The organism is Streptomyces sp. NPDC036822 (assembly GCF_055609145.1).
This window is the reverse complement of record NZ_JBVJPY010000016.1, coordinates 35,689-48,862: the sequence shown is the minus strand read 5'-3', so window position 1 is coordinate 48,862 and position 13,174 is coordinate 35,689. Positions and strand designations below refer to the sequence as shown.

Sequence of the window (13,174 nt, the reverse complement as noted above, 5' to 3'; positions counted from 1 at the left end):
AGGGCGGGGAGGAGGAGGTGCGTCAGACGGCGAGGTAGCCGCCGTCGTGGAAGAGCAGAGGCCGGCGCCCCGGTTCCTGCCACGACTCCACGACCCGGGCGATGACGATGCGGTGGTCCCCCGCGGGGACGAGGTCCTCGACGGCGACCAGCAGTCGGCCGGCGACGCCGGCGAGCGCGGGCTCGCCCTCCGGCAGCCGGTGCCACGCCGTCGGCGCGGCGAACCGGTCGATGCCGCTCGTCGCGAACCGCCTGGCCAGCGGCTCCTGGTCGGACCCGAGGAAGTTGACCACCGCGGTGCGGGCCCGCTCGACGTGCGGCCAGGACGACGACCCGGAGGCGATGGCGAAGGAGACGAGCGGCGGGCTGAGGGAGAGGGAGGTGAGCGAGGTCGCGGTGAAACCGACGGGCCCCTGGCCGGCGTCGGTGGTGACCACGACGACGCCCGCCGGGTACGCGCGGAAGGCCTGCTTGAAGCGGTCGGGGGAGAGGTCGGCCGCGGGGGGCGAGGACACGGAGACGGACACATTTCCTCCTGGTCGATGAAGGCGCGGGACGGCCGAAGGCGGCCGGAACGAGGGAAGGCGGCGCGAGACGGCGTCGCCATGACACGGACATCAGGGCACGACGGATCGCCCTGGGCGGACGGCGCGAAGAAATCGGTGGGAAGGCGCGGCGACGTCGGCCGGCGGGAAAGCCCGGGGAATTCCGCCGGAGTCGGCGGATCAGACCTCGGTCAACGAGAGGCGCGGGATGGGATCAACAACAACGTGCCGTCGTGGGCACGGGCCGGAAAGTCCATCGCGGGCTGCTCATGAATCCATTTTCCGATCCCCGCTCCGACCCGGTCAACAATGCAACTCCCTGAATTAAGTCGGTGCGGGTCCGCAGGGGTGTCGCACCGGCTCAGGAGACGGCCGGCAGCGCCGGCCAGGGGCCGAGCGGATCGTCGTAGAGCGCCCCCAGCGCCACGGCCGGACCGGCTGTCGCCAGGACCGAGCCGGTGAAGGAACTGGGAAACACCCGCCGTTCGGGGTCGTCGCACACCCACGACCGTTCGGCCACCTCGGCCCGCAGCGCCGCGAGGCACTCCGGCAGCCTGCCCGCGCCCGGCTCGACCACGACCAGCACCTCGGGGTCGAACATGTCCACGAGCACGGCGGCCGCCCGGCCGACGAGCCGGGCGCGGTGCAGGAACACCTCCCGCGCCCTCGGCTCACCCTCCAGGGCCCACTCCAGCAGGGTGGGAAAGGACGGCGCCCGAAGGCCGGCCGCCGCGGCCAGTCGCACCATCTCCGGCTCGGACACCGCCGACTGGAGGCACCCCGGAACACCGCACACGCAGGGCGAGGCGCCGCCCCCGTCACCCGGCCCGCCGACCGGCAGGTGCGCGACGTTCCCCGCCCCGGAGCGAGGCCCCTGGTGGACGGCCCCCGCCGTCACGAACGCCGCGTCCACCACCGCGCCCACGAAGAGCAGGACCGCGCTCGCCCGTGTCGCCGCCTGCCCCACGAGCTGCTCCGCGCGCGCCAACGCCCGCGCGTGGCTGTCGACATGGACCGGCAGCCCGGTCGCGTCGGCGAGGATGTCGCGCACCGCCACACCGCGCCAGCCGAGCTGGGGGTGGCGTACGACCACACCCGCCCCCGGGTCGACCCAGTGGCCGGTCGCCGCCCCCAGCGCGAGCACGGTCCTGCCGGCCCCGTGCGCCGCCACGAATCCGGGCAGCCGCGCCGCCAGACCTTCCAGGACGGCACCGGCCCGTGTCGACCCGTGCGGGCGCCGCTCCTCGGCGACGACCCGGCCGCGCAGGTCCATCAGCGACAACGTCGTGTGCGTGACGGCGACATGGGCACCGGCCACGAGGTAGCGGTCGGCGTCCACCTCGACGGGAACGTGCGGGCGGCCGAGTCCCCGAGGGCCGGCGGTCTCCTGCCCCTCACGGATCAGCCCCCGGCTCAGCAGGACCGCGCAGTGTCCGCTCACCGCGGCGGGGGAGAGACCGGTCAACCGGGCCACGGTGCTGCGGGCCACCGGTCCGTGGTCGAGGATGGCGCCCAGCACGGCCCCGGCTCCCGACGCCCGGCGCGTGGCGGACAGCGGCGGCGGGATGTCCGCGCGCCGCAGTGGCGCGGAACGGCGAGGGGCGGTGAGGGGTGAGGAACTCTCCACGGGGGCCTTCCCGGTCCTGTGCGACGGCGCGGACGGTCGTCACCGGGGGAGGGGGCGCGGGGCCGGTGACGTCGGGGCGCCCCGGCACGGATCGGCCTTGGTGGAGCGTCCCTTCGGAGGTGCGCGGCGGCGCTGCGCGGAAGAGGGCCGGCCCGGATCAGGATCCGGTCGGAAGGGGGAAAGCCCGCTCCGCTCACACGCCGCTGTTCAGGACCACTGACACGCGGCGGAGCACACACGCTTCAGGTCGACATGACCTCGAGTCGTCAGAAGCGCGGATCGGTGCATGGCGCGCAACATAACCGTGAGCGCACAATCAGGTCAAACGCCTGCCCGCATCATGGACGTCGGGGGACGCGACCGCGAATCCCTCGTACGCGGGCGCTCCGCACGAGGGGGCGCCGGATCCGCTTACGGTGTCCGTCATGCTTGCACCTGCCGAGGACGTCATCCGTAGAGCCGCCCGCCTGATCGACCAGGGCGTACGTCTGGACATGAACGAGATGGCCGCCCGGTTCGGCGTCTCACGGGCCACCCTCTTCCGACGGGTGGGGAACCGCGAGGAACTGACGGGTGAAGCGCTCTGGTGGCTGGCCGAGCGGACCCTTGCGGCGGCCTCCGCCCGTTGGGAGAAGAGCAACGGGCCGGCCGTACGCAGTGGCGAGGGCAAGCTGCGGACTCTGCGGATCATGGACGAGTACGCGGCGGCGATCGTGGCCCACGCCGGGTTTCAGCGCCTGCTCGACGAGGAGCCGGTCACCACCCTGCGGATCCTCACCGACCCCTTCGGCAAGGTGCAGCCCCGGATGGTCACCGCTTACGTACGGATGCTCGAACGCGACGTCGCGGACGGCGGGTTCACCCCGCTCGTGGACCTCGACACACTGGCCTACGGCGCGGTGCGCCTGGGCGAGGCGGTCATCTACGCCGACATCGTGGCGGCGCGGGAGCCGGACCTCGCGGCCGCGACCGCGCTCGTCGACGCCCTGGTGGAGGGTGTCCTGCGTCCCAGGTCCTGACAGCCGGGCCGCGCGGGGCCGCGCGGCAGGGGATTGCGAAACAAATACGCGATGTGTTTCATTGGCCTTCGCTGAAACGATCTGCTCACGTGTTGCAGCCCTCGCCTCCGCCCTTCCCTCCACCCCGCAGGGAGCGCCCCATGCCCGGAAGGTCCGCTCCCTCGGGCGGCCTGGTCGCGGCGGCCACCGCCGCCGGACCGCACGGGCCCGCGGCACACGCCGGTCCCGGTGCCCGGCCGGGGCCGGCAGGTTGTCGCACGGACACCACGACAACTCCCTTGACAGGAGCGACACATGCCCCGGACCAGCGCCAACGGTATCGAGCTCGAGTACGACACCATCGGCTCGCCCCGTGACCCGGCACTCTTGCTGGTCATGGGGCTGTACGGGCAACTCATCCATTGGGACACCGGGTTCTGCCGGATGATCGCCGACCACGGCTTTCACGTCATCCGCTACGACAACCGGGACTCGGGCCTGTCCACCAGCCTGGACGACCTGGCGGCACCGAGCGCGGCCGCCCCCTTCTCCCGCGCTGACGACGGCGCCGCCCCCTACGTGATCTCGGACATGGCCGACGACGCGGTCGGTCTTCTGGACGCGCTGGGCATCGACCGCGCGCACGTGGTCGGCATCTCGATGGGAGGCATGATCGCCCAGGAGCTTGCCATCGATCACGGAGACCGGCTGCTCAGCCTCTGCTCGATCATGTCGACCACGGGTGAACGCTCCGTAGGACGTCCCCGGCCGGGGATCCTCGCCCTGCTCGCCCCGACGCCCGCCGGAACCCGGGACGCGGTGATAGAGGCCGCGGTCGCGACCCGGCGTGCGATCAGCTCACCGGGCTTTCCCCCCGACGAGGCCGAACTGCGGGTGAGGGCCGCCGTTTCGTACGACCGGGCCCATCGTCCCGCGGGGGGCCTCCGGCAGGTCGCCGCCATCGGCGCCTCACCGTCCCGCGCGGACCGGCTGCGTCACACGTCGGTCCCCGCCCTGGTGATCCACGGCGAGGACGACCCCCTGATCGACGTGAGCGGTGGCCACGCGACGGCCGCCGCGATTCCCGGAGCGACGCTGCTGACGATTCCCGGCATGGGGCACGACCTGCCGTCCGCACTGTGGCCGACGATCGTCGGCGCGATCGTGGAGAACACCCGGCGCACGGTGCCGGAGGCGTGACACCGGCCTGACCCTCCACGCGTCGGCCGGCGCCCCGTGCCCCGTCGGACAGACGGCGCCCGCCCCCGCACGAGGGGGCGGGCGCCGCATCCCGGGTCTTACGGGTTGACGCAGGTGATCGAGCCGGCCGGCAGGTTGATGCCGGCCGATGTCGCCGTGAACCCGAAGGTGACGCTGCCGTCCGGTGGGATGGTCCGGTTGTGGTCGACGTTCCTGACCGTGACCGTGCCGTCGGCCCCGGTGCTCAGCGCACCGTTCCACAGGCTGCTGACCCGGGTTCCCGCGCCGGGTGTCCACTTCACTGCCCAGCCGTCACGTGCGGTGGTGCCGTGGTTCATGACCTCCACGGAACCCTGGAAACCGCCGTTCCAGGCGTTCGTCACGCTGTAGACGGCCATGCATCCGGTGTGCGGGTCGGTGGGTGTGGGTGTCGGAGTGGGCGTGGGATCCGGTGTCGGGGTGGGCGTCGGGGTCGGTGTCGGTGTGCCGCCCGAGCCGCGGATGCCCGTCACCTCGCCGTTGCCGCCGTCGAAGACGACGTCGGAGCAGGAGAAGAAGTTCTCCTGGCTGTCCGAGCGCACCCACTGGATGAACAGCACCGCGTCACCCGAGCGGCCCGCGGGCAGGTTCAGATCCCAGTGGTAGTTGCCGCCGTCCGTGCCCGGCGAGCCGGTCTGCGGCGGGTCGGTGACGGTCTGGATCAGCTCCAGGTCGTTCCAGCCCAGTGCGGCGGCGGGGGAGTAGCCGGGTTTGGACAGGTACACCCGGAAGGAGCCCGGGTGCGCGGCCCAGTTGCTGTGCCTGACGTGGATCGTCTTCCCGGACGTCAGGTGCGTGCGGGGCCAGTCGGTGCGGGCGGCGTTGTATCCGGTGAAGTTGTACGGCGACCGGTCACCGGCGCTGCACAGCTTTCCGTCCGGGACGTAACCGGGCCCGCGCCCGCCCGCGTTGGAGTCGAGTACGGCGAACCAATTGTACAGGGCGGTCGCGCCGCTCTCGTCGAGCGCCGCCCTGCACGCGGGGTTGGTCGGGTCCAGGGCGCCGGTGCTGGTCTTGGCGTCCAGCCAGCAGAGGTAGGTGCGCGATCCGGGCATCATCGTGACGCCGTGGGCCTGTGCGCTGCCCTGGCCCAGCAAGGTCAGGCCGATCCCGGCGAGCAGTGTCGCGAGCACCGCCGCCAGGGAGGCGAGTCGTTTCCTGTGTCCAGCCATGGTGTCTCCTTGTGTGGGAGTTGTCGTCCGGTCGGTGTTCTCCTCTTGCGGTGACGGTCCGGTCCGGTGCGGAAGGCCCGCCCCTGGTTCGCGGGGAAGTGGCGGGGCGGGCCCTGGACGAGCGGTTCGGTGGTGGATCGGTTCAGGCGTGAGCCGGTCCAGTAGCGGGTCGGATCACGCGCAGGCGGCGCCGTTGAGGCTGAATCCGGACGGCTGGGCGAACGCGCCGCTGTAGGAGCCCTGGAACCCGAACGTCTGGCTGGCCCCGGCCGCGATCCGCGCGTTGTGCGCGAGGCCGGTCGCCGTGACGGTCCCGGAGGTCCCCGTCACACTGGCGTTCCAGGCGTTGGTGAGGCGCTGCCCGGAGGGCAGGGTGAAGGACAGCGTCCAGGAGTCCACGGGGGCCGAACCGGTGTTGGCGATGGTGACGTCGGCGGTGAAACCGCCGGTCCAGACGTTGGGCGCGTACGTCACCTTGCAGGCCTTGGACGGGCCGGGTTCGCCGGGGCCGGGTCCGGGGGTCCCGAGGTTCACGGCCGAAGAGAAGGAGTTCACCGTGAGGCCGGCGCCGTTCTGCCACGGCTCGAAGCCGGCCTGGATGCTGGTCAGATACCAGTCGTTCCCGGCCATGCCGCGGGAGACGGTCTCCCGGACGAAGTCCATGACGTCGAAGCTCCAGCTGGGGATGGCCGACGGAGCGACGAACGAGATGACGTCGTTGGAGCCGTTGCTGCCCGTCCACACCTGCCAGCCGCGCCCGCCCACGGTGGCGGTGCCGACCTGCGAGCCGATCGGCTGGATCGGACCGACCTTGTTGAACCAGATCATGATCTCGGTCCGGCTCACCCCGTCGGTCTTGGGCGTGGGGTCCAGCCAGATGTCGTACGAGGCGTTGTACACGGCGTCGCCGACGTAACCGTACGAGATGCTGCTCGGGGCATCGGCGATGCCGCTGAGCCGTGCGGGGAGGTTGGTCCCGGGCGAACAGTTGGTGTAGTGACAGCCGTTGAAGACCGACGGGTACGACTTGGGGGCGCCGTTGGTGGGCACGCCGCCGTCGGCCTGGGTCACCCGGAAGCCGGTGTCGGTGGCCGTGACGCACTGGGCCGCACTGGTGCCCCAGCGGTTGTTCTGGACGACGTAGCGGCCCTGGATCGTGGTCGAGCCGTACTGCTCGCAGATCGGGGTGTCGGCCTGGGCCGCCGGCGCGGAGGTCAGGACGGCCACGACGGTGGCGAGGGCGAGGAGCAGCGCGCCGAGCATGCCGCGTGCGGTCGCGGGGCGTTGCGGTGACGCTCGCATGGGGGGCCTCTCTAGGGACGGGGGATCGACCGGGGGATCGGGGCGGTCACGCGTCCGTTGACCCTGGGAGCGCTCCCACACCGGTTTCGGGGGCACTGTAGGAGCTCGCGGTGGTCATGACAACCCTTCCGGTTCGGGTGCTCGCGACAGGCGCCCCCGGGCGGGGCGCGGCGCCCGCGTGCCGCTCCCGCCGTTCCCTCCCTCTCGTCGATCCAGTCCTGTCCGGGCCGTTGACGTTCCCGTGCCCCGACCGCGACGATGTCCTTCGCCAGGTGTGGGAGCGCTCCCATAATGCTCCCGTGAAACGTCCCGTCCCCCCACGAGGAGCCCCGACGTGAAAAGACGCAGAACCGCCCTGCTCTCCCTGACGGCCCTCCTGGCCACGGGCCTCATCGCGGTGCCCGCCGACCCGGCAGGGGCGGACGAGGTCGAGCAGGTCAGGAACGGCACCTTCGACACGTCGACCGATGCCTGGTGGACGAACAACGTCACCGCCGGACTGTCCGACGGGAGGCTCTGCGCCGATGTGCCGGGCGGCACGGCGAACCGCTGGGACGCCGCCGTCGGCCAGAACGACATGACGCTCGTCAAGGGCGAGTCCTACCGGTTCAGCTTCAGCGCGACGGGGGCCCCCGAGGGCAATTCCGTCCGCGCGGTCGTGGGCCTCCAGGCAGCGCCGTACGACACGTACTACGAGGTCGTTCCGCAGCTGAGCGTCTCCGGCAACACCTACACGTACACCTTCGCCTCACCCGTCGACACCGCCCAGGGCCAGGTCGCCTTCCAGCTCGGCGGCGGGGCCGACCCCTGGCGGTTCTGCCTCGACGACGTGTCCCTGCTGGGCGGGGTGCCGCCGGAGCGGTACGAGCCCGACACCGGCCCTCGCGTCCGCGTCAACCAGGTCGCCTACCTGCCCCGCGGGCCGAAGAACGCCACCCTGGTCACCGACGCGACCGAGCGGCTGCCCTGGAAACTGGCGAACGCCTCCGGCGCCGTCGTCGCGCGCGGCTGGACCGTGCCGCGCGGCGTGGACGCCTCCTCGGGGCAGAACGTCCACTCGGTCGACTTCGGCGAGCACCGCGGCGCCGGGGCCGGCTTCACCCTGATCGCCGACGGCGAGACCAGCCGGCCCTTCGACATCGGGACCGCCGCCTACGAGAAACTCCGCCTGGACGCCGCGAAGTTCTACTACACCCAGCGCAGCGGGGCCGCGATCCGGGGCGACCTGCGGCCCGGCTACGCCCGCGAGGCCGGGCACGTCGACATCGCCCCGAACCAGGGGGACGGGAACGTCCCGTGCCGGCCCGGCGAGTGCGACTACGCGCTCGACGTGACCGGCGGCTGGTACGACGCCGGCGACCACGGCAAGTACGTCGTCAACGGCGGAATCTCCGTCTGGCAGCTGCTCAACACCTACGAGCGCGCCCGGCTCGCCCGCACGGGACAGGCCGAGCGACTGGGCGACGGCACGCTGAACATCCCCGAGAGCGGCAACAAGGTCCCCGACATTCTCGACGAGGCCCGCTGGGAACTGGAGTTCCTGCTCAAGATGCAGGTGCCGGACGGCGAGCCGCTCGCCGGCATGGTCCACCACAAGATCCACGACGAGCAGTGGACCGGGCTTCCGCTGATGCCCTCCGACGACCCGCAGAAGCGGGAACTGCATCCCCCGACCACCGCGGCCACCCTCAACCTAGCGGCGACCGCCGCCCAGGCGGCCCGCCTGTACAAGCCGTACGACCCGGTGTTCGCCGCCGGAGCGCTCGCGGCGGCCCGCGAGGCCTGGACCGCGGCCCTCGCCCACCCCGACGTCCTGGCCTCCGAGAGCGACGGCATCGGCGGCGGCACCTACGCCGACCGTGACGTCACCGACGAGTTCTACTGGGCGGCCACCGAGCTGTACCTGACCACGGGGGGCAAGGAGTTCCAGGACCACATCCTGAGCTCCCCGGTCCACAGCGCCGACATCTTCGGACCGATCAGCTTCGACTGGGCGCGTACCGCCGTCCCCGCCCGGCTCGCCCTGGCCACCGTTCCGAACCGGCTGCCCGGCCGCGACCGGGTCCGCCAGTCCGTCCGCCAGGGGGCCGACCGCTACCTCGCCACGCTGGAAGCCCATCCCTACGGCATGCCGTACGCCCCGGAGGGTCACCTGTACGACTGGGGCTCCACCCACCAGATCCTCAACAACGCCGTCGTCCTGGCCACCGCCTACGACATCACCGGCGGCGCGAAGTACCGCGACGGGGCCGTCGAGAGCATGGATTACATCCTGGGCCGCAACGCGCTGAACATCTCGTACGTCACGGGCTTCGGCGAGGTCAGCGCACAGAACCAGCACAGCCGGTGGTACGCCCGCCAGCTCGACCCGAAGCTGCCCCACCCGCCGGTGGGATCGCTGTCCGGCGGTCCCAACTCGAGCATCCAGGACCCGCTCGCCCAGAGCAGACTGCAAGGGTGCACCGGACAGTTCTGCTACATCGACGACATCCAGTCCTGGTCGACCAACGAGCTCACGATCAACTGGAACTCCGCCCTGACCTGGATGGCCTCCTTCGTGGCCGACCAGGACTGACGCCGCCCGCCCCCGTCCGAGCGGGCCCTGCCGCTCGGACGGGGGCGGGCACCACACCGCCGGGGTGTGACCCCCTGTCAGGTGCCGCGGATCACGGAGGGGGCGTCACCTGCCGTACCACGCGTTGTGGATCGTCAGCGTCGAGGTGTTCCCCTGCTTGTCCGTGACCTTGGCGAGGAGCGAGATGCCGCGGTCCTTCGCCGGATTGCGCACGGAGATCCTGCCGTCGGCGACCTTCACGACCTGCCAGGTCTTCCCGTCGTCGTAGCTCACGGACACGGCGAGCGTCCTGAGGTTCGTGCCGGCCGCCGCGCCCTGCACGGTCGCCGGGACAAGGACCGACGCGCCCGCCGTGGCGCGCGAGGCCAGGTCGACGGGGGGCGCGAAGCGGACCGTGGACACCGGGAGCGCGGTGGTGGCGGTGACCTGCTTCGAACGGAACGTGAAGTCGGCGTCGACACGGGTGGAGGCCGCGGCCACCTTCACCGAGCGCTCCACGGACGTCGTCAGCCGGTACGCGGCGTCGGCGGCGTCGACCGTGAAGGGCTTCTCGCCGGTCAGCGGGTCGTCGTTCCCGGCGATCTTGACGCCGTCGCGGTACAGCGCCGTCGTGGCCGACGTGTGCGGCGTGCGGCCCGCGTGACCCGCGCCGTCGGCGAAGAGCGGAAGGGAGCCGACGATCGTCTGCTCGCCCGTGGCCGGGTCGGGCGCGGTGCGGAAGACGCCCATGTCCTCGCCCAGGAGCGGGCCGAAGACACCCGTGTTGAACGTCTCCCGGTACGTCCGGCCGGCGACGTAACTCTTCGGCCGGACCATCTCGTAGGCGCCCTCGAAGGCGGGGTAGCCCCACGCGTCGGGCTCGCCGAACTGGTGGAACCGGGTCAGCCACGAGACGCCGTCAGCGGTGGAGACGAGGAAGGTGCGGGTCCCCGGCGCCGCCTGGTACGCGGAGAAGGCGTTGCCCTCCGGGGCACCCGGCAGGCGGGGATAGGGGGAGACGAGCGTGCTCTTACCGGGCGCGGACGCGCCGAGACGGACCGTGAGCGTGGCCAGCTCGTTCGCCTTCACGTGCTTGCTGTAGCCCGTCGCGACCGTGCCGGTCCTGCCGCCGAAGGCCACCGCGTACTGGGTGGTGGCGTCCTTGACGAAGTGCGCGTCCCAGGTCTGCAGGAGCGAGCCGTCGGTGACGGCCGGGCCCAGATGGGCGGTGCGGAAGCCGGTGAAGCCCCTGAGGACCCAGCCGTTGCCGACACGGCCCGCGTCGGTCGCGACCTCGTAGTACGTGCCCGCGTAGTCCGCCGTGTCGAGACCGGGCACGGTCAGGTCCACCGGCTTGGTGAGGCGCGCGTCGGCGGTGAGCGTGGTGTCCCGGGAGATTTCCAGCTTGGGCTGGGCGATCCAGTCGGTGCCCTTGGTGTAGTCCGACGGGTCCTCGTAGACGGCCGTGTTGAAGGTGTACGAGCCCTTGGGCACACGGATCGTGTGGGTGCCCGGCTCGTTGTCGACGCGGGTCTCGAACCCCTCGGCGGGGCCGCCGACCCCGGTCAGGGTGCTGGAGAAGTCCGTGGCGTCGGTGCCGTCGCGGCCGAGGGTGCGGAGCGTGACGTCGTAGGACTCCACCTCCCGGACGGCGACCGCGGCCGTGCGTACGGACTGGCCCGCGCCGGTGGCGGTGACGTACCCCGAGTAGGTGCCGTCGGCGTCACCGACGCCGGTGTGCGCGGTCAGGTCGACCTCGGTCCTGCCGCCGGCGGGCACGGTCACCCGGGTGGCGCCCAGCGTGAAGAACCCCGCCGGAGCCGGCTTGCCCGTCGGGTCCAGCGTGGACACCGACAAGTCGAGGGTGACGTCCTCGGCCCCGAGGTTGCGGTATCCGACCTTCCTGGTGACGGGCTGGTCGTCGGTGTGAGGCCACTGCGCCATGCCGAAGGTCAGGGACACCGGTTCGGCGATCACACTCTGGGCCAGCGCCCTGTCGACCTGGACACGGCCCGAGCCCTGCTGGAACGCGCTGTGGTTCCCGCCCTTGGTGGACGCGATCAGCGCGCCCTTGAGCTCCGTGGACCTCCACCCCGGGTGCCGCTGCTTCAGGATCGCCGCCGCGCCCGCCACGTGCGGAGTGGCCATCGAGGTGCCGTCGATCCGCAGATAACCAGGGGCCGGGTGCGGTGTGCCCGGTCGCGTGTCGATCGCGCTGCCGGGGGCGGCGGCCGCGGTGATGGCGACGCCGGGCGCGGTCACGTCCGGCTTGACGGCGCCGTCGCCGACGCGCGGGCCGATGCTGGAGAACGCGGCCGGCTTGTCGTCCTTGTCGACCGCGCCGACGGTCAGCGCCGCGTCCGCGCTTCCCGGCGAGCCCACCGTCGCGTCGCCGTACTCGCCGTCGTTGCCCGCCGCGACGGCGAACAGGACCCCCTTCTCGGCGGTCAGCCGGTCGACCGTCGCCTCCAACGGGTCGACGCCGGGGCTGTCGGCGCCGCCCAGGCTGAGGTTGACCACGTCCGCGCCTTCGGCGACGGCCCACTCCATGCCCGCGATGACGGCGGAGTCGTCCCCGAAGCCCTCGTCGTCGAGGACCTTCCCGCTGATCACCTTGGCGCCGGGGGCGACGCCCTTGTAGAGGCCGCCGGACTTCGCGCCGGTGCCGGCGGCGATCGACGCGACGTGCGTGCCGTGGCCGACGCGGTCCACGGCGTCGGGGGAGGCGGAGAAGTTCTTCTCGCCGACGACCCGGGTCCTGAGGTCGTCGTGGGTCTTGTCGACACCGGTGTCGAGGACGGCGATGGTGACGCCCGCGCCGTCGTAGCCCGCCTCCCATGCCTTGTGGGCGCCGATCTGCTGGGCGCTGCGGTCCAGGCTCGCCCGGCGCACCCCGTCCAGCCACACCTTGCCGATGCCGGAGGCGGTGGAGCGCGCGCCGGTCCTCTGCGGGTCGGTCAGCGCCTCCCACACCTCGGCCACGCTGTCGCGCGAGGTACGGATGGCGTCGGCGTCGAGGGTGCGGAAGGTGCGCCGCAACCGGGTGTCGCCGGCCGAGCGCACCTCGGCCCGTGCGGCGCCGGCGCCCGGCTCGTACTGCACGATCAGCTTGAGCCCGTCGCGGTGGCTCCTGCGCAGGCTCGGCTCGGTGAGCTCGTCGACGTCGAAGAGCCGCTGGTCCAGCTTGCCCGCGGCGATCAGCCGCTGGGCGTCGCTGGGCACCACCAGGGTGTGGTCCTTGGTGCGCCGCACCTGTACGGGTATGTGCTCACGGCCCTTGGCGGACTCGAAGCCCACCATCCGGCCGTGGGCGTCCACCACCAGGTGGTCGCCCGTGATGAGCGGGATCCGCTCGCCGCCTGCGACGCGCGTGGTGTCCGGTGCGGCCGCCGCGTGCGCGGCGATCGCCGCCGTGGGGCCGGTCATGCCTGCCGCCAGGGCCACCGATGTGGCCGCTGCGAGGGTGAAGGTGAGTGCTCTCTTCACATGTGCGCGCAAGTCTCCCCCAGGAGCTTGGAATGAGGTCGAGTGGTCGATTCCGGCCAGGGGCGCAGAGGGCGCCCGCCGCCGGTCAGCGCAGTATGTGAGGTGGCAAGGGTGTGATCAACGCCGGTACGGGAGTGAGGGGTTGAGTCGCATGCATTCAGGCCAACCTGCGTTCGCCCAGTTCGACGGGACGGCGATGGCGGTGTGACGGCTCTGTGACACCGCGACGATGCTTGTGCGACACCGGCGCCA

The 13,174-nt window shown here is 72.0% G+C and carries 8 protein-coding genes; 3 read left to right on the top strand and 5 right to left on the bottom strand.

Going from position 1 to position 13,174, the window contains the following annotated elements; all coding sequences use genetic code 11:
- Nucleotides 1–22: 22 nt before the first annotated feature.
- Together ACZ68P_RS28675 and ACZ68P_RS28670 are read right to left on the bottom strand one after the other, a co-directional pair.
- A complete protein-coding gene (locus tag ACZ68P_RS28675; protein ID WP_471011229.1) occupies nt 23–526 on the bottom strand; it encodes a flavin reductase family protein in 504 nt (167 codons plus the stop codon).
- 379 nt (nt 527–905) lie between these two features.
- Nucleotides 906–2,171: an ROK family protein gene (locus ACZ68P_RS28670; protein ID WP_471011226.1), complete on the bottom strand. Its 1,266-nt coding sequence runs from the start codon at nt 2,169–2,171 to the stop codon at nt 906–908.
- A gap of 425 nt (nt 2,172–2,596) precedes the next feature.
- Here ACZ68P_RS28670 and ACZ68P_RS28665 point away from each other — a divergent pair, with 425 nt between their 5' ends.
- Complete coding sequence (locus tag ACZ68P_RS28665) at nt 2,597–3,190, top strand: QsdR family transcriptional regulator (RefSeq protein WP_471011223.1); 594 nt, start codon at nt 2,597–2,599, stop codon at nt 3,188–3,190.
- Between the two features lie 294 nt (nt 3,191–3,484).
- Nucleotides 3,485–4,369: an alpha/beta fold hydrolase gene (locus ACZ68P_RS28660; protein WP_471011220.1), complete on the top strand. Its 885-nt coding sequence runs from the start codon at nt 3,485–3,487 to the stop codon at nt 4,367–4,369.
- Nucleotides 4,370–4,467: 98 nt separating this feature from the next.
- Here the strand turns inward: ACZ68P_RS28660 and ACZ68P_RS28655 are convergent, their stop codons facing one another.
- Nucleotides 4,468–5,580 (bottom strand): lytic polysaccharide monooxygenase, encoded by a 1,113-nt coding sequence (locus ACZ68P_RS28655; RefSeq protein ID WP_471011218.1) that lies wholly within the window; start codon nt 5,578–5,580, stop codon nt 4,468–4,470.
- Nucleotides 5,581–5,754: 174 nt separating this feature from the next.
- Nucleotides 5,755–6,882 carry a glycoside hydrolase family 12 protein gene (locus ACZ68P_RS28650; RefSeq protein WP_471011216.1) on the bottom strand — a complete coding sequence of 376 codons (1,128 nt, stop codon included), beginning with the start codon at nt 6,880–6,882 and terminating at the stop codon, nt 5,755–5,757.
- 334 nt (nt 6,883–7,216) lie between these two features.
- Between ACZ68P_RS28650 and ACZ68P_RS28645 the strand changes: the two genes are divergently transcribed.
- Nucleotides 7,217–9,457 (top strand): glycoside hydrolase family 9 protein, encoded by a 2,241-nt coding sequence (locus ACZ68P_RS28645; RefSeq protein WP_471011215.1) that lies wholly within the window; start codon nt 7,217–7,219, stop codon nt 9,455–9,457.
- 105 nt (nt 9,458–9,562) lie between these two features.
- On the opposite strand, the gene ACZ68P_RS28640 is transcribed toward ACZ68P_RS28645, so the two are convergent.
- The gene (locus tag ACZ68P_RS28640; protein WP_471011383.1) at nt 9,563–12,862 is read right to left on the bottom strand and encodes a S8 family serine peptidase; all 3,300 of its coding nucleotides are present in this window, start codon (nt 12,860–12,862) and stop codon (nt 9,563–9,565) included.
- Nucleotides 12,863–13,174 lie beyond the last annotated feature (312 nt).